This window comes from Caldimonas manganoxidans ATCC BAA-369, assembly GCF_000381125.1.
GTDB classification, from domain to species: domain Bacteria; phylum Pseudomonadota; class Gammaproteobacteria; order Burkholderiales; family Burkholderiaceae_C; genus Caldimonas; species Caldimonas manganoxidans.
Window position 1 is genome coordinate 1 of sequence record NZ_KB905975.1, and the last position, 16,622, is coordinate 16,622.

General features: G+C 64.2%; 13 protein-coding genes. 6 read left to right on the forward strand and 7 right to left on the reverse strand.

Annotation, left to right across the window (positions count from 1 at the left end; genetic code table 11):
* Both F615_RS20065 and F615_RS0116045 read left to right on the forward strand, forming a co-directional pair.
* On the forward strand, positions 1-153 hold a 153-nt coding region (locus tag F615_RS20065; RefSeq protein WP_156824670.1), incomplete at its 5' end, for a transposase.
* 169 nt (positions 154-322) lie between these two features.
* Positions 323-550 carry a sulfurtransferase TusA family protein gene (locus tag F615_RS0116045; RefSeq protein ID WP_026330389.1) on the forward strand — a complete coding sequence of 76 codons (228 nt, stop codon included), beginning with the start codon at positions 323-325 and terminating at the stop codon, positions 548-550.
* 72 nt (positions 551-622) lie between these two features.
* Here the strand turns inward: F615_RS0116045 and galU are convergent, their stop codons facing one another.
* The 3 genes from galU to F615_RS0116060 all read right to left on the reverse strand — a co-directional run bounded on the left by galU (position 623) and on the right by F615_RS0116060 (position 5,479).
* Entirely contained in the window at positions 623-1,492 is an 870-nt protein-coding gene (galU, locus tag F615_RS0116050) for a UTP--glucose-1-phosphate uridylyltransferase GalU (RefSeq protein WP_019562185.1), read from the reverse strand.
* A gap of 78 nt (positions 1,493-1,570) precedes the next feature.
* Entirely contained in the window at positions 1,571-4,399 is a 2,829-nt protein-coding gene (locus F615_RS0116055) for a valine--tRNA ligase (protein WP_019562186.1), read from the reverse strand.
* A gap of 102 nt (positions 4,400-4,501) precedes the next feature.
* A complete protein-coding gene (locus F615_RS0116060) occupies positions 4,502-5,479 on the reverse strand; it encodes a GMP reductase (protein ID WP_019562187.1) in 978 nt (325 codons plus the stop codon).
* A gap of 235 nt (positions 5,480-5,714) precedes the next feature.
* Here F615_RS0116060 and F615_RS0116065 point away from each other — a divergent pair, with 235 nt between their 5' ends.
* Both F615_RS0116065 and F615_RS0116070 read left to right on the forward strand, forming a co-directional pair.
* A complete protein-coding gene (locus tag F615_RS0116065; protein WP_019562188.1) occupies positions 5,715-8,087 on the forward strand; it encodes a UvrD-helicase domain-containing protein in 2,373 nt (790 codons plus the stop codon).
* Positions 8,088-8,271: 184 nt separating this feature from the next.
* On the forward strand, positions 8,272-9,072 hold the full coding sequence (locus F615_RS0116070; protein WP_019562189.1) for an IclR family transcriptional regulator: 801 nt from the start codon (positions 8,272-8,274) through the stop codon (positions 9,070-9,072).
* 21 nt (positions 9,073-9,093) lie between these two features.
* Here F615_RS0116070 and F615_RS20205 read toward each other — a convergent pair whose 3' ends face one another.
* Positions 9,094-9,261 carry a hypothetical protein gene (locus tag F615_RS20205; RefSeq protein WP_169452436.1) on the reverse strand — a complete coding sequence of 56 codons (168 nt, stop codon included), beginning with the start codon at positions 9,259-9,261 and terminating at the stop codon, positions 9,094-9,096.
* 180 nt (positions 9,262-9,441) lie between these two features.
* On the opposite strand from F615_RS20205, the gene F615_RS0116080 reads away from it, so the two are divergent.
* Positions 9,442-11,652: a PhoX family protein gene (locus tag F615_RS0116080; RefSeq protein WP_019562191.1), complete on the forward strand. Its 2,211-nt coding sequence runs from the start codon at positions 9,442-9,444 to the stop codon at positions 11,650-11,652.
* A gap of 54 nt (positions 11,653-11,706) precedes the next feature.
* On the opposite strand, the gene F615_RS0116085 is transcribed toward F615_RS0116080, so the two are convergent.
* From F615_RS0116085 to F615_RS18885, 3 genes are read right to left on the reverse strand one after another with little or no spacing between them, the layout of a single operon-like run.
* Positions 11,707-12,516: a BPSS1780 family membrane protein gene (locus F615_RS0116085; RefSeq protein WP_019562192.1), complete on the reverse strand. Its 810-nt coding sequence runs from the start codon at positions 12,514-12,516 to the stop codon at positions 11,707-11,709.
* The gene (locus tag F615_RS0116090; protein ID WP_019562193.1) at positions 12,513-13,481 is read right to left on the reverse strand and encodes a homoserine kinase; all 969 of its coding nucleotides are present in this window, start codon (positions 13,479-13,481) and stop codon (positions 12,513-12,515) included. Before F615_RS0116090 ends, F615_RS0116085 begins: the two co-directional genes overlap by 4 nt.
* 27 nt (positions 13,482-13,508) lie before the next feature.
* Positions 13,509-13,808 (reverse strand): hypothetical protein, encoded by a 300-nt coding sequence (locus F615_RS18885; protein ID WP_019562194.1) that lies wholly within the window; start codon positions 13,806-13,808, stop codon positions 13,509-13,511.
* Between the two features lie 58 nt (positions 13,809-13,866).
* Between F615_RS18885 and polA the strand changes: the two genes are divergently transcribed.
* Complete coding sequence (gene polA, locus F615_RS0116100) at positions 13,867-16,608, forward strand: DNA polymerase I (RefSeq protein ID WP_019562195.1); 2,742 nt, start codon at positions 13,867-13,869, stop codon at positions 16,606-16,608.
* Positions 16,609-16,622: the final 14 nt, after the last annotated feature.

A 16,622-nucleotide genomic window follows, 5' to 3' on the forward strand; every position in this document is an offset into this window, starting at 1 on the left:
GAGCACCCGTTTCATGTGCTCAAGCGCCTGTGGGGCTTTGCCAAGGTGCGCTACCGAGGCCTGGCCAAGAACGCCAACCGCGCCTTCACGGCGCTGGCGATGGTCAACCTGTACATGGCCGCACGGCGCGTGCCGGCATTGGTGCGCCCGTAATGGGCCCATCATGGCCCGGGCGGGCGCCGAAGGGCCCGCCAGTAAGGCCCTCGAGGCCGTAGAACGCGCCAAAAACGCTCCGTTTCGCCCCGCGCAGGACAATCTCGCCGCGGCGCGGGGCTTGATCAGCGTTTCCCTAGAATATAAGGTCATTCTTATGGGATCGACCATGGACGTGCACAAGGAAATCGACACCCGAGGGCTCAATTGCCCCCTGCCCATCCTCAAGGCGAAGAAGGCGCTGTCGGAAATGCACAGTGGTGAGCTGCTCAAGGTGGTGGCGACCGATCCGGGCTCGATCCGTGATTTCCAGGCCTTTGCCAAGCAAACGGGCAACGAACTGGTGGAACAGCAGACGCTGGACAATGAATTCGTCCACGTGCTGCGTCGCCGCTGAGCCGCGCGGTGGTCTGCGGATCATGAAAGAAGGGCTGCCAAGGGCAGCCCTCGTGTCTTGGGGCCGGGGGCTTCAGAGTTCCAGACCCTGCAGATAGGCGCGGAAGCTCGTGCCCAGATCTGGGTGTCGCAAGGCGAGTTCGACCGTGGCCTGTAAAAAACCTTCCTTGCTGCCGCAGTCATAGCGGACGCCGTCATAACGGTAGGCAAACACCTTTTCCCGGCGCAACAAGCCGCTGATGCCGTCGGTGAGCTGGATCTCGCCGCCCACGCCGCGCGGCTGGCGGCGGATTTCCTCGAAGATGCCTGGCGTGAGGATGTAGCGGCCGGCCACGCCCAGGCGCGAGGGGGCGTCTTCGGGGGCGGGCTTTTCGACGATGTGGGTCACGTCCATCAGGCGATCGTTGACCGGTGTGCCGGCGCAGATGCCGTAACGGCGCGTCTGCTCCGCAGGCACTTCTTGCACGGCCAGGATGGAGGCGCGCCACTCGCTGAAGATCTCGACCATTTGGCGGGTGATGCCTGGATGGCCGACCATCAGGTCATCGGCCAGCAGCACGGCAAACGGGTCGTTGCCCACCAGACGCTCGGCGCACAACACCGCATGGCCCAGGCCCAGCATTTTGGGCTGGCGCACGAACACGCACTCCATGTCCTCGGGCTTGATGGACTGCACCACCTTGAGCAACTCGTGCTTGCCAGCGGCTTCGAGCTCGGTCTCCAGCTCATAGGCCATGTCGAAATGGTCTTCGATCGGGCGCTTGGTGCGCCCGGTGACGAAGATCATCTCGCGGATGCCGGCGTCGTAGGCTTCTTCGACGGCATATTGGATGAGCGGCTTGTCCACCACGGGCAGCATTTCCTTGGGCTGTGCCTTGGTGGCGGGCAGAAAGCGGGTGCCGAGACCGGCCACGGGGAAAACGGCTTTGGTGATCATGGGCATGTTTGTACCTGTTTCATCCGTTGTGCGTCTGTCGGCCTCCCGCGGACAGGGGGCCCCCGAACATGGGGCCGACGGCGCTCAGCCCAGGCGCGCGAGTTGCTCGCGCAGCTTGCTCAGCGTCGCCCCGAAGTCGGCCAGACGTTGACGCTCCTGCTCCACCACGGCCGCAGGCGCACGCGCGACGAAATTCTCGTTGCTCAGTTTGGCGCTGGCTTTGGCGGTTTCGGCCTCCAAACGCTTGATTTCCTTGCCCAAGCGTTCGCGCTCGGCGGCCAGGTCGATTTCCACGTGCAGGGCCAGGTGGGCTTCGCCCAAGACCGACACCGGCGCCAGCTTCGTGGCCTCGGTGAAGGCGGCGGCCTGGTCGAACAGCTTCACGTCGCTGAGCTTGGCCAGGGCCTTGAGCAGTGGGGCGGCCGCCGAGATGAAGGCGGCGTCTCCGTGCGCATACAGCGGCACGCGCTCGGCTGGCGACAGGCCCATCTCACCGCGCAGGTTGCGGCAGGCGCCCACCAGGGCCTTGAGCTTGTCCATCCAGGCGTCGGCCTGGGCGTCGATGCGCTCGGGTTGGGCCACGGGGTAGGGGGCCGTCACGATGAAGGATTCCGTCCCGGGGGCCTTGCGGCCAGCCACCGGGGCCACTTTTTGCCAGAGTTCCTCCGTGATGAACGGCGTGATCGGGTGCAGCAGGCGCAGCACCGTCTCCAGCACGCGGATCAGGGTGCGGCGTGTGGCCCGCTGCTGGGCGGGGCTGCCGTGGGCGATCTGCACCTTGGCGATTTCGAGGTACCAATCGCAATACTGATCCCACACGAACTGGTAAATCGCGTTGGCCACGTTGTCCAACCGGTAGTCCGCGAAGCCCTGGGCCACGGCGGCTTCCACGCGCTGCAACTCGCTGACGATCCAGCGGTCGGCCGGCGAAAAATCGAGGTAGCCACCAGGCACACATGCCTGTGCGTCATGCTCGGCCAGCCCACAGTCCTGGCCCTCGCAGTTCATCAACACGAAGCGGGTGGCGTTCCACAGCTTGTTGCAGAAATTGCGATAGCCCTCACAACGCTTGCTGTCGAAATTGATGTTGCGTCCCAAGCTGGCCAGCGCGGCGAAGGTAAAGCGCAGCGCATCGGCCCCGTAGCCGGGGATGCCATCGGGGAACTCCTTCTTCGTGGCTTCGCGCACCTTGGGCGCGGTCTCCGGGCGGCGCAAGCCGGTGGTGCGCTTTTCGAGCAGGGGCTCCAGCGCGATACCGTCGATCAGGTCCACCGGGTCCAGCACATTGCCCTCGGACTTGCTCATCTTCTTGCCGTGGGCATCGCGCACCAGGCCGTGGATGTACACATGGTGGAAGGGCACTTTGCCGGTGAAGTGCACCGTCATCATGATCATGCGGGCCACCCAGAAGAAGATGATGTCGAAGCCCGTGACCAGCACGCTCGAAGGCAGGAAGAGCTCGAGCTCCTTCGTGTTTTCCGGCCAGCCCAGCGAGGAGAAAGGCACCAGCGCCGAGGAATACCAGGTGTCCAGCACGTCCTCGTCGCGCGTGAGCGGCCCGCTATAGCCGGCCTGCGCGGCGCGGGCGCGGGCCTCCTCCTCGTTGCGGGCGACGAAGAGCTCGCCGTTCGTGCCGTACCAGGCGGGGATCTGGTGACCCCACCAGAGCTGGCGCGAGATGCACCAGTCCTGGATGTTCTTCATCCACTGGTGATAGGTGTTCACCCACTGCTCGGGAAAGAATTTCACCGAACCGTCGTCGACCACCTCGATGGCCTTCTGCGCGATGCTCTTGCCGTCGGGGCCAGGCTTGCTCACCGCGACGAACCACTGGTCGGTGAGCATGGGCTCGACGATCTGGCCGGTGCGCTCGCAGCGCGGCACCATGAGCTTGTGCTTCTTCACCTCCACCAGCAGGCCCTGGGCTTCGAGGTCGGCCACCACCTTCTTGCGGGCCTCGAAGCGGTCCAGACCCCGGTAGGGGGCGGGCACTTCGTCGTTGGTTTTGGCCTCGAGGGTGAAGATCGTGATCATCGGCAGCCCATGCCGCTGGCCCACCGCGTAGTCATTGAAGTCGTGCGCGGGGGTGACCTTCACCACGCCGGTGCCGAATTCACGATCCACGTACTCATCGGTGATGACTGGGATCGTGCGGCCGGTCAGCGGCAGCTTGACTTGTTTGCCATGGAAGGCGATGTAGCGCTGGTCCTCGGGGTGCACCATCACGGCGGTATCACCGAGCATGGTCTCGGGGCGGGTGGTGGCCACCACCAAGCTCCCCGAGCCATCGGCCAGGGGGTAACGGATGAGCCAAAGATGGCCGTCTTCTTCTTCGCTGGTGACTTCCAGGTCGGACACGGCGGATTTCAGCACCGGATCCCAGTTCACCAGGCGTTTGCCGCGGTAGATCAGGCCCTGCTCATACAGCCGCACGAAGGTTTCGGTGACCACCTTCGACAGCTTGTCGTCCATCGTGAAGTATTCGTGGCTCCAGCTCACCGAGGCGCCCATGCGGCGCATCTGCCGGGTGATGGTGGAGCCCGATTCTTCCTTCCATTCCCACACCTTGGCCACGAAGTTCTTGCGACCCAGGTCGTGGCGCGACTGGCCGGTCTTGGCCTGAAGCTGGCGTTCCACCACGATTTGCGTGGCGATGCCGGCGTGGTCGGTGCCCGGCACCCACAGGGTGTTGTGGCCACGCATGCGGTGGTAGCGCGTCAGCGCATCCATGATCGTCTGGTTGAACGCGTGGCCCATGTGCAGCGTGCCAGTCACGTTCGGTGGCGGCAACTGGATGCAAAACGAGGGCTTGTTTGCATCGAGTGTGGGCGCATACAGACCACGCTGCTCCCACAACGGGCCCCAGTGGGCCTCGATGGCGGCGGGCTCGAAAGACTTGGCGAGTTCGGTCATGGGGCCAAACGTGCGTGCGAGAGGAAAACGAAAGCGGCGTCCCACGGGAGACGCCGCCAGACCTGGGATGCCGCAATTTTAGGCGCGGGCGGCTGGCATCGTTCACATGAACAAGTGCTCGCCGGCATTCTCGCCGCCGAGGATCACGTAATTCACCTTGCGCAAGTCGGCCAGCTGGCGCCCGCCGGCATAGCTGATGGCGCTTTGCAAGTCTTCCTGCATCTCGCGCAGCGTGTCGGCCAGTTTGCCCCGGATGGGCTCCAGGATGCGCTTGCCTTCGACGTGCTTGTACTCGCCTTTGTTGAAGTCGCTGGCCGAGCCGTAATACTCTTTGTACAGCTTGCCATCGACTTCGACGGTTTGGCCGGGGGATTCCTCGTGGCCGGCAAAGAGCGAGCCGATCATCACCATGGCCGCGCCGAAGCGCACGCTCTTGGCGATGTCGCCGTGGTGGCGAATGCCCCCGTCGGCGATGATGGGTTTGGTGGCCACGCGGGCGCACCATTTCAGCGCCGAGAGCTGCCAGCCGCCGGTGCCAAAGCCCGTTTTGAGTCGAGTGATGCACACCTTGCCCGGTCCGATGCCGACCTTGGTGGCATCCGCCCCCCAGTTTTCCAGATCGATCACGGCTTCGGGCGTGCCCACATTGCCGGCGATCACGAAGGTGTGGGGCAGCTTGTTCTTGATGTGTTCGATCATCTTGCGCACGCTGTCGGCATGGCCGTGCGCGATGTCGATGGTGATGTAGTCGGCCCCCACGCCTTCGGCGGCCAAGCGGTCGATCACCGCGTAATCGGCGGCTTTGACGCCCGAACTGATCGAGACGAACAAGCCCTTGTCGCGCATGCGCTTGGCGAAAGCCACGTTGTCCAGATCGAAGCGATGCATCACGTAGAAATAGCCGTTGGCCGCCAGATACTCGCTGATGCGCTCGTCGATGACGGTTTTCATGTTGGCGGGCACGACCGGTAGCACGAAGCGGCGGCCGCCGAATTCCACCGAGGTGTCGCATTCGCTGCGGCTGTTCACGCGGCATTTGCGCGGCAGCAGCAGGATGTTGTCGTAGTCGAAGATTTCCATGGTCAAGGCTCCGGATGGCAGAAGGGCCTGCCGATGCGGCGGCAGGCCACGCGGGCGGCGCGTTGAGGCAGTGCGCGGCCCAATGGCTGCGAGCGCTTGATTTGGAGCCGGCCGGGTCCGAGACCGTCAGCAAGGGCGGTGGACGCGACAGAACCGGGTTCCAACATTTGGGCCCGGTGACGCATTCTACGCCGAAGCGTCCGGATGGCGCACCCCCCTCTCCTAGAATCGATCCATGAGCCCATTTCGTTCCGATTCCGAGTCCTTGGCAGGCCCTGCTGCGGCCGGCTTGCTGCAGCACCTCAATCCCGAGCAGTACGCGGCCGTGACGCTGCCGCCACGCCATGTGCTGGTGCTGGCCGGTGCGGGCTCGGGCAAAACAAGGGTGCTGACCACCCGCATCGCCTGGCTGATTCATACCGGGCAGGTCGGCCCCGGCGGCGTCATGGCCGTGACCTTTACCAACAAGGCCGCCAAGGAGATGCTCACCCGCCTGAGCACGATGCTTCCCATTCCCGTGCGGGGCATGTGGATCGGCACCTTCCATGGGCTGTGCAACCGCTTTCTGCGCGCGCACTGGAAACTCGCTGGCCTGCCGCAGAGCTTCCAGATCCTGGATGCGCAGGATCAGCTGTCGGCGGTCAAGCGTGTCATCAAGGCCATGAACCTCGACGAGGAACGCTTCGTGCCCAAGCAGGTGGCGTGGTTCATCGCGGGGTGCAAGGAGGACGGACTGCGCCCGAAGGACGTCGAAGTGCGCGACGAGCACACGCGCAAGCTCGTCGAGGTCTACCAGGCCTACGAAGACCAGTGCCAGCGAGAAGGCGTCGTGGATTTCGGTGAGTTGATGCTGCGCACTTATGAACTGATGCGTGACCACGCGGCGCTGCGCGAGCACTACAACCGGCGGTTCCGGCACATTTTGGTGGATGAGTTTCAGGACACCAACCGGCTGCAATACGCTTGGCTGAAGCTGTTCGCCGGACCAGACAGCGCCGTGATGGCCGTGGGAGACGACGACCAGAGCATCTATGCCTTCCGCGGCGCCCAGGTGGGCAACATGGCCGACTTCGAGCGTGAGTTCCGAGTGCAGCAGGTCATCAAGCTCGAGCGCAATTACCGCAGCTTCGGCAACATCCTCGACGCGGCCAACGCGCTGATCTCCCATAACACGCGGCGCTTGGGCAAGAACTTGCGCACCGAGGCCGGCCCGGGCGAGCCGGTACGTGTCTACGAGGCCACCAGCGATTTTGCCGAGGCGCAGTGGCTGGTCGAGGAGGCGCAGCAACTGCACCGCGACGGCGTGCCGCGCAGGGAGGTGGCCGTGCTGTACCGCAGCAATGCGCAGTCTCGTGTGCTGGAGAGTGCGCTGTTCAATGCTGGCATTCCTTATCGCGTGTACGGTGGGCTGCGTTTCTTCGAGCGGGCCGAGATCAAGCATGCCTTGGCTTATTTGCGTTTGATCGAAAACCCCCATGACGACACCAGCTTCCTGCGCGTGGTCAACTTCCCCACCCGCGGCATCGGGGCACGAACGATCGAGCAGTTGCAAGATGCCGCCCGCGCCAGCGGACGCAGCCTGTACCAGAGCGTGGGGGCCGTGACGGGCAAGGGCGGTGCCAACCTGGCGGCCTTTGTGGCGCTGGTCGATGCCATGCGCGAGGCCACACAGGGCCTGACGCTGCGGGAGATCATCGAGCATGTGATCGAAGCCTCGGGGCTGGCCGACTTTTACCGCACGGACAAGGAAGGCCGCGAGCGGCTGGAAAACTTGGATGAGCTGGTCAATGCGGCCGAGGCTTTCGTCACGCAGGAAGGCTTTGGCAAGGATGCCGTGGCCCTGCCGTTGGACGAACAGGCCGGCGCGATCGCCGCTGGCAACCCGCCGGCGGTGGCCGCGGTCGATCTCACCCCCGATGCCGACACCGGCGAGATCATCTCGCCGCTGGCGGCCTTCCTGACCCATGCAGCCTTGGAGGCGGGCGACAACCAGGCCCAGGCGGGGCAGGATGCGCTACAGCTGATGACGGTGCATGCTGCCAAGGGGCTGGAGTTCGACGTGGTCTTCATCACCGGGCTGGAAGAGGGCCTCTTCCCGCACGAGAATTCGCTGTCCGATGCCGAGGGCCTGGAAGAAGAGCGTCGCTTGATGTACGTGGCCATCACGCGCGCGCGCAAACGCTTGTACCTGAGCCATAGCCAAACCCGGCTGCTGCACGGTCAAACCCGCTACAACTTGCCCAGTCGATTCTTCGATGAGCTGCCCGAGGGGGCGCTGAAGTGGATCACCCCACGTCACCGGGGCTTTGGCTCGGGCTTCGAGCGCGACGATCGCGCCGCCTGGCAGCGGGGCTCGGGCCTGGGCAGCATCGTGGGCGCTGCCCACCAGCCCGATGCGCCGCCGGCCTGGGCGGCGGCCAAGGCCGCAACCCGCGAGGGCCAAGCCCTGCGCGCCGGGCAAAGCGTATTCCACAACAAGTTCGGCGAAGGCGTGATTCTCACCCTCGAAGGCAGCGGCACCGAGGCACGCGCGCAAATCAATTTCGGCCGCCATGGCATCAAGTGGTTGGCCCTGAGCGTGGCCAAGCTCACACCCATCGAATCTTGAACCCTGAAGTTCTGCATTGCGGAACTTCGGTCTGCTCTACGTGCTCTACGGTTTGCAACTATCATGTGCGGCGGCCGCCGCGTGTTCGAGCGTGGGCGCACACGCCGGTGCCGCCCCCAGCGATGGGGCGTGGGCGACCCCGTGCAGCGTGGGCGGGCCGGATCGAAAGGAGCGTGAACCGCCGATGTCGAGCCCAAGCGAGCCCGTCGCCGCCCCTCGGCGAATCAAGGAAGACCGCCATTTCGTCACGGCATTGGCGCGTGGTCTGGAGGTGCTGGCCTGCTTCCGGTCGAGTGACCGCATGCTGGGCAACCAGGAACTGGCGCGGCGTTGCAAGCTGCCCAAGTCCACCATTTCGCGCCTGACCTACACGCTGACCAAACTGGGCTACCTGGAGTACGTGGAGGACACCGGTCGCTATCGCCTGGGCAGTGCCACGTTGTCGCTGGGCAGCACCATGCTGGCGCGCATGGATGCCCGTCAGATGGCGCGGCCGCTCATGCAGGAGTTGGCCGATGCCTCACAGGCCATGGTGTCTTTGGGCATGCGCGACCGACTGAGCATGATTTACGTGGAGAACTGCCGCAGCAAAGCCACGCTCACGCTCAGCCTGGACGTGGGCTCGCGCATTCCGCTGGCGACCACGGCCATGGGGCGTGCCTACCTGGCCATGTGTCCCCCGGAAGAACGCCGTGAATTGATGGATCGCATCCGGCGCAGTGACGAGGCGGCCTGGCCGCGCATTCGCCAGGGCATCGAACAGGCGATCCAGCAGTACCGCGAGTTCGGCGTGTGCGCATCCTTTGGCGATTGGCAGAAGGACGTCAACGCCATCGCCGTGGCCTTCTGGCCGGCTGGTGGGCGCTCGCTGATGGCGATCAACTGCGGCGGGCCGGCCTTCCAACTGAGCCCCGAATTCCTGATGACGCAAGTGCGCCCCCGGCTGATGACGCTGGGAGCGCGGCTGGAGTACGGCGGCCACTGACGGTGCGGGCGCAGCGGCCCTTCAGTCGTCCTCGTCATCCGACCCTGCAACGGCTTGGACGCCAGCTTCCACCACGGCCCCGGTCACGCGGATGCCGGTGCTCACGACGGCTCCCGTGACCGAGATGGCCGCACCGGCGGCGGCCCCAGCCACGCTGACCACCGCACACCCCCCAAGGGCGATGGCCACGGTTGCATATGCGAGTGCGCGTCCCGTCCCAGACGCTCCAAGTGACCAAGATTCATCGAAGAAAGGCTCTCAAAAGCGTCATCGTTGCGCCACACGATCGTTGCAGAAGTTTCACATGGGCTTCCTACCATGCCTGGGCGCCATTGTGTTGCAAATCATTTCAACCCGAGGATTCGCCCCATGAACATGCAGACCGATCTGTCTCGCGCGATGCACAACGAGGAGGACTCGAATACGTCGCCCAATCCCAGTTTCGATGCCGTCTTGTCGGCGCGTCTGAGCCGCCGCAGCCTACTGCGTGGTGGAGTCGGGGGAGCGGCCGCCGCGCTGCTGGGCGCAGCGGGCTTGAGTGCCTGCGGCGGTGGCGACGACGCACCGGTGGACGAGGCGCCGGCCGAAACCTTGTTGGGTTTTACCGCCGTGGCCAAGAGCGTGGCCGATGCGTTCACGGTTCCGCCGGGCTACAGGGCCGACGTGCTCATCGCCATGGGCGATCCGTTGTTCAGCAGTGTCGGTGCGTTCCGTAACGATGGCACCGATGCCGATTTCGACCAGCGCTGCGGCGAATGGCACGATGGCATGGAGTATTTCGGGCTGTCGGCCACTGGCGCGCGCGATGATGCGAGCAACAACCGGGCGTTGCTTGGCATCAATCATGAGTGGGTGACGCAAACCTTCCTGCATCCCAATGGGCCAAGCGCCGCACCGCGCCCGGATGCCGAGGTGATCAAAGAAATGCAGGCCATGGGAGTGACGATCGTGGAGATCGCCAAACAGCCCAATGGCCGCTTCGCTTACGTGCAGGACTCGCCGTTCAACCGCCGCATCACCACTGAAACGCCCATCGAGTTTGCCGGTCCGGCACGCGGCAATACCTTGTTGCGCACGAAGTACTCGCCTGATGGTACGCGCACGCGCGGAACGGTCAACAACTGCGGCACCGGCAAAACCCCCTGGGGTACGCTGCTGACTGGGGAAGAAAACTGGGCGGCCTTCTTCGCGCGCAATGCCGGCGACAACAACCAACGCAGCGCCAACGAAAACGTTGCGTTTGCGCGCTACGGCAAAAGCGTCACGGCCACGGCCGGGGTCAACCATGTCTACCGCTGGGATACTGCGCAAAGCGGCGACGAACGCTTTACACGCTGGAATGCCAGCGTCATCGGCGCCACGGCAGCCGACGACTATCGCAACGAGTTCTACTGCCAGGGCTATGTGACCGAGATCGACCCGTATTCAGCCACCTCGGTGATCAAGAAGCGCACGAGTCTGGGCCGCATGGCGCACGAAAGCGCGGCGGTGCGTGCGGTGGCTGGTCGCCGTCTGGCGGTGTACATGGGCGACGATGCACGCAACGAGTACATCTACAAGTTCGTGTCGAGTCAGGACTGGGACCCGTCGGATGCGAACCGTAGCGATCGCATGGCCGTGGGCGACAAGTACCTCGACAGTGGCACCCTGTATGCGGCCCGCTTCAACGACGATGGCACGGGGCAATGGGTCGAGCTGAGCTTGGACAATCCGGCGGTCGCCAACTATGCTGGCTACACCTTTGCCGACGCAGGCGATGTATTGATCCATGCGCGTATTGCTGCCGATGCGGCTGGCGCCACGAAGATGGACCGGCCCGAATGGGGCAATCTCAACCCGTCCAACGGTGAGCTCTACATCACGCTGACCAACAACAGCAACCGTCGGCTCAATCCGACAGGCTCGCAGCTTGCTCCCGACGCGGCCAACCCTCGCGCTTACGTCGATGTGCGCGCTGGCATCACCGTGCAGCAGGGCAATGTCAATGGGCACATTTTGCGCATCCGAGAAGACGATGGCGACCCGGCGGCCACCACCTTCACTTGGGATGTGTACTTGTTCGGCGCTGAATCCGACGCCTCGCCCACGCTGGTCAACTTGTCCGGATTGACCGACGATCAAGACTTTTCCAGCCCCGACGGTCTGGTGTTCACCCCGAGCACCGGCCTGTGCTGGATTCAAACCGATGATGGGGCCATGGTCGATGAGAGCAATTGCATGATGCTGGCGGCCATTCCAGGACAGGTCGGCGATGGCGGCGCCGTGACGCTGGACTATGGCGCGACCACGGTGACCACCCGCATGGGCAGGAAGCCCACGGCCGCCACGCTCAAGCGTTTTCTGGTCGGTCCGAAAGATCAGGAAATCACCGGGCTGGCCGAAACCCCCGATGGCCGGGTGATCTTCGTCAACGTGCAGCATCCCGGAGAAGAGACTGCCGCCGCCGACGTGGGTGAGCCGAGCAAATACACCAGTCATTGGCCTGGCAATGCCGGATACGGGCCGGGCGGCGCCAGTGCCCGCCCGCGCTCGGCCACGGTGATGATCACCAAGAACGACGGCGGACGCATTGGCACCTGATGCCACGGTGCCGCCAGGCCGGGCGCAACCCTGGCCTGGCTTGGTGAGCGTCAATCAAGTCTCTGGCGAGGCAACCTTGGGGCCGACGGGCATCGCGTCGATGAAACAGTCGTCGAAGGTGAAGTACAGCGAGGCATAAAACGCCGTCAGAAACATCAACGTCGCCGGGAAGGCCACCAGCGCCATCAGTTGGGGGGCCGACAGCAAAGTGAAGATCAGCGTGGCCACGACACCGAAAAACAGCACGGCCGCCGCCCACGTGAGGAAGTACACGATGAAGGCGCCCAGATTGCGCCAACAAGCCACCACGCTGAAGAACACGGATTGCACCGCACTGACGCCGCCCCAGTGCACCAGGGCCGGGGCATGCCAGAACAACAGGCTGACCGGCACGGTCAGCAACAGTCGTACCAGCAAAGCACTATGCATGGCGGGGTCGTCCATCATCTCGGCCGAGGCTTCTTGGCTGGTCATGGCACCCTGCAAGGCATCGATGCGGCCACCGTCCATCGCGTCGGCCAGCCACATCGTCAGCATCGACAGCACGGCATAGGCCAGTCCGATTTGCAGCAGTGCCATCACCTGCCGGCGCGGTGCGCGCAGGGGCTCGATGAATAGCGAGGGCAAGGGAAAGCCGCCTTGGGTTGCCTTGCGCGTGGCCAGCATGAAGCCCAGAGACACCAGCGGCATGAGTACCAACACCGCCAGCGCGCCCAGTTGGCGCATCGTGACGATCAGCACGAAAGCGGCAAACAAAAACGTGAAGAACAGTGCCGCATACGCCAGCGGCTGACGCAGAAAAACCTCAAAGCCACGGCGCACCCAGAGGATGCCTTGCAAGGGCCCAACGTGTCGCAGCTTCATGGTTCGGGGTGCCAAGGCGTATCCACGCGCGCGCGCAGGATGCGTTCGAAATGGCCGGGGTCGTGCGCTTTGAGCATGTGGGCATCGCGAGGCAGGTGGTAATCCCACAGGCGCGAGATCCAGAACCGCAGCGCGCCGGCGCGCAGCAAGGCAGGCATCAGCCGCACCTCGTCATGGCTGAGCGGCCGCACGGCCCGATAAGCGTCCACGAAGGTGGTCGCCCGAGCCTCGTCGAGGCGTCCGGAATCCAGATCCGTGCACCAGTCGTTCAGGCACACGGCGATATCGAACAAGAAGGTGTCCACGCCGGCGAAGTAGAAGTCGAAAAAACCCGTCAGCGTGTCGCCCTCGAACATCACATTGTCACGGAAGAGGTCGGCATGGATGGGTCCCCGAGGCAAGGCCAGGTAGGCCGCAGAACGGGCATGCGCGCATTGGAAAGCCAGCTCGCTTTCCAGCAACTGCCGTTGCGCGGCATCCAGGTGGGGCATGATGGACGGGGCCGTCTCGACCCACCAGTCCAGCCCACGCAAATTGGGCTGATAACGCGGGTAATCTCGGCCGGCCAAGTGCATGCGTGCCAGCATCTGTCCGACTTGGCGGCAATGCTCATGGCTGGGGGCCAGCTGATGCCCACCGCGCAAGCGGTCCACCACGGCAGCCGGCTTGCCGCACACGGTGTGCAGGATTTCCCCGTTGGCATCGGCCTTCGGGTCGGGCACCGGAATGCCACGGGCCGCCAGATGCTTCATCAAATGCAAATAGAAAGGCAATTGCTCGAAGCTCAGGCGTTCGAAGAGCGTGAGCACATAGTCGGTGCACTGGCCTGCACGTTCGGCGGTGAGGAAGTAATTGGTGTTTTCGATGCCGGAGGCAATGCCGCGCAGATCCACCAAGCGGCCCAGGTTCAGGCGCTGGACCAGGTCGGCGGCTTGTTCAGGCGTGACGGTCGTGAAAACGGCCATGGACGAAGGTTGCCGGCAAGCCCCGGCTCAGAAAGTCAGGAAGCGCCAAACGCGCTGACCCGAAGCTCCGCCAGCGCCCACCTGTGAGGGGTCGCGTCCGCCGTCCGGCGGCACGACCTCGTAGGTGCGTCCGCCCTTTTTGGGTTGCACGCGGATCTGGAGCGTCTGCCCGCGGACCCGCAGCTCATCGATGCGGGTGGACTCGTCCTCGACGCGGATGACCTGCACCGCCGGCTCCGGCAGGCCTGCAGCCGGGGTGGCCGCCTGCCCCCAGGCGGAGCAGGCCGCGGCACTCACGACGATGGCAAGGCAGGCTCGGTTGCGCATACGAGCATTGTAGGCGCAGCCCGTCGGGGTGCCGGTCGGATTGCCCCACAATCGCCCCATGGACGAGCACACCCCTACTGCACCGCTGTTGCTGCTGGTCGACGGCTCCAGCTACCTCTACCGTGCGTTTCACGCCCTGCCTGACCTGCGCGGGCCGCAAGGCCAGCCCACGGGCGCCGTGCACGGCATCATCGCCATGCTGCGCCGGCTGCGCGAACAGTATCCGGCTGCTCATGCTGCCTGCGTCTTCGATGCCAAAGGACCGACCTTCCGCAACGAGTGGTATGCGCCATACAAAGCCCAGCGCGCCCCGATGCCCGAAGATCTGGTGGCTCAGATCGAACCCATCCACGAAGTGGTCAAGCTGTTGGGCTGGCCGGTGCTGGAAGTGCCCGGCATCGAAGCCGACGACGTGATCGGCACGCTGGCCCGTGTGGCACGCCAGGCCGGTCATCGGGTCATCATCTCCACCGGCGACAAGGACTTGGCCCAGCTCGTCAACGAAGACGTCACCCTCATCAACACCATGAGCAACGAATCCCTCGATGTCGAGGGCGTCAAGGCCAAGTTCGGCGTGCCGCCGCAGTGCATCGTCGACTATCTCGCGCTCATCGGGGATGCGGTGGACAACGTGCCCGGTGTGGACAAAGTCGGCCCCAAAACCGCGGCCAAGTGGTTGGCTGAATACGGCTCGCTCGATGGGGTGATTGCTGCAGCCGACCGCATCAAGGGCGTGGCGGGCGAGAACCTGCGCAAAGCACTGGACTGGCTGCCCTTGGGCAAGCGCCTGGTCACCGTGGTGACCGATTGCGATTTGTCGGACCATATCCCGAGCTGGCCCCGGCTGGATGCCTTGGCGATGCGCGAAGCCGACACGCCGGGCTTGCTGGCCTTCTACACCCGCCATGGCTTCAAAACCTGGAAGCGAGAACTCGAGTCTCGCGCAGCCGCAAGCGCACCCGAGCCAGCGGCCGCGGCAGTGCCAAGCACACTGCCGCGCGATTATGAAACCGTGCTGGACTGGCAGCGCTTGGACGCTTGGATCGAACGGCTACGGCAGGCCCCGCTGGCCGCGCTGGACACCGAAACCGACTCACTCGATGCGATGCGAGCCCGCATCGTCGGCTTGTCCTTTGCCGTGCAGCCCGGTGAAGCCGCCTATGTGCCCGTGGGCCATGCCTATGCCGATGCGCCTGCGCAGCTGCCGCTGTCCGGTGTGCTCGAACGCCTGAAACCTTGGCTTGAAGACCAAACGTGCCGCAAGATCGGTCAGCACATCAAATACGACCTGCACGTCTTTGCCAACCACGGCATCCAGGTCCGCGGCTACGTGCACGACACCATGCTGCAGAGCTACGTGCTCGAAGCCCATCTGTCCCACAACTTGGGCAGTCTGGCTGAACGCCATCTGGGCCGCCGCGGCATCGAATACGAACAGCTATGTGGCAAAGGGGCGCATCAAATTCCCTTTGCCCAAGTCGATGTGCGTCGTGCCACCGAGTATTCGGGCGAAGACAGTGAAATGTGCCTGCATGTGCACCAGGTGTTGTGGCCTCGTATCGAGTCCGAAGCGGGCTTGCGCTACGTCTACGAGTCCATCGAAATGCCCATGTCGGTCATCTTGCAACGTGTCGAACGCAACGGCGTGAAAGTCGATGCACAGCTGCTGGAGCGACAAAGCCATGAACTGGCCCAGCGCATTCTGGCGCTCGAAGCGCGCGCGCATGAGCTGGCCGGTCAACCGTTCAACCTCGGCAGCCCCAAGCAGATCGGTGAGATCCTGTTCGGCAAGCTGGGCCTCCCCGTGGTGAAAAAGACCGCCAGCGGCGCCCCGTCCACCGACGAGGAGGTGCTGGAGAAGCTGGCAGCCGACTACCCGCTGCCCGCCTGCATTCTCGAGCATCGCAGCTTGTCCAAACTCAAAAGCACCTACACCGACAAGCTGCCGCTGATGATCAACCCACAGACCGGCCGCATCCATACCAATTACGCACAGGCCGTGGCCGTGACGGGCCGCTTGTCGAGCAACGACCCCAACTTACAGAACATCCCGATCCGCACGCCCGAAGGCCGGCGCATTCGCGAGGCCTTCGTGGCCCCGCCCGGCCGAGTCATCGTTTCGGCGGACTATTCTCAAATCGAGCTGCGCATCATGGCCCATCTGTCGGGCGACGCCAACCTGCGTCGAGCCTTCCAGGATGGGCTGGACGTGCACCGCGCCACCGCGGCAGAAATCTTTGGCATCGACCCGCAGCACGTCAGCAGCGAACAGCGCCGCTATGCCAAGACCATCAACTTCGGTCTCATCTACGGCATGGGAGCTTATGGCTTGGCCACCAGCCTGGGCATCGAGCAAAAGGCGGCCAAAGACTACATCGACCGCTACTTCCAGCGCTATCCCGACGTCAAGCGCTACATGGACGAGACCAAGATGCGGGCAGCCCAGCAGGGCTATGTCGAAACCCTTTTCGGCCGTCGCATCGTCTTGCCGGACATCCGTGGTGCCAATGGTCCACGCCGCAGTGCTGCCGAGCGGCAGGCCATCAACGCGCCCATGCAGGGCACGGCGGCCGATCTCATCAAGCTCGCGATGATCGCGGTGCAAGCCGCGCTTGACCAGCGCAGGAGCCAAACCCTGATGGTGATGCAGGTGCACGACGAACTCGTCTTTGAAGTGCCCGAGGCCGAGCTCGACTGGGTCAAAACCGAAGTGCCGCGCATCATGGCCTCCGTGGCCGAATTCTCCGTGCCCCTGGTGGCCGAGGTGGGCGTCGGGGCCAACTGGGATCAAGCCCACTGACCCTCCCCCCCCCC

Excerpts from the sequence above, each read along its gene's own strand:
- F615_RS0116060 (WP_019562187.1), bottom strand. The coding sequence starts at position 5,479 with ATGGAAATCTTCGACTACGACAACATCCTGCTGCTGCCGCGCAAATGC.
- F615_RS0116065 (WP_019562188.1), top strand. The coding sequence starts at position 5,715 with ATGAGCCCATTTCGTTCCGATTCCGAGTCCTTGGCAGGCCCTGCTGCG.
- F615_RS0116090 (WP_019562193.1), bottom strand. The coding sequence starts at position 13,481 with ATGGCCGTTTTCACGACCGTCACGCCTGAACAAGCCGCCGACCTGGTC.
- galU (WP_019562185.1), bottom strand. The coding sequence starts at position 1,492 with ATGCCCATGATCACCAAAGCCGTTTTCCCCGTGGCCGGTCTCGGCACC.
- F615_RS0116085 (WP_019562192.1), bottom strand. The coding sequence starts at position 12,516 with ATGAAGCTGCGACACGTTGGGCCCTTGCAAGGCATCCTCTGGGTGCGC.
- F615_RS0116070 (WP_019562189.1), top strand. The coding sequence starts at position 8,272 with ATGTCGAGCCCAAGCGAGCCCGTCGCCGCCCCTCGGCGAATCAAGGAA.
- F615_RS0116045 (WP_026330389.1), top strand. The coding sequence starts at position 323 with ATGGACGTGCACAAGGAAATCGACACCCGAGGGCTCAATTGCCCCCTG.
- F615_RS0116080 (WP_019562191.1), top strand. The coding sequence starts at position 9,442 with ATGAACATGCAGACCGATCTGTCTCGCGCGATGCACAACGAGGAGGAC.
- F615_RS0116055 (WP_019562186.1), bottom strand. The coding sequence starts at position 4,399 with ATGACCGAACTCGCCAAGTCTTTCGAGCCCGCCGCCATCGAGGCCCAC.
- F615_RS18885 (WP_019562194.1), bottom strand. The coding sequence starts at position 13,808 with ATGCGCAACCGAGCCTGCCTTGCCATCGTCGTGAGTGCCGCGGCCTGC.
- polA (WP_019562195.1), top strand. The coding sequence starts at position 13,867 with ATGGACGAGCACACCCCTACTGCACCGCTGTTGCTGCTGGTCGACGGC.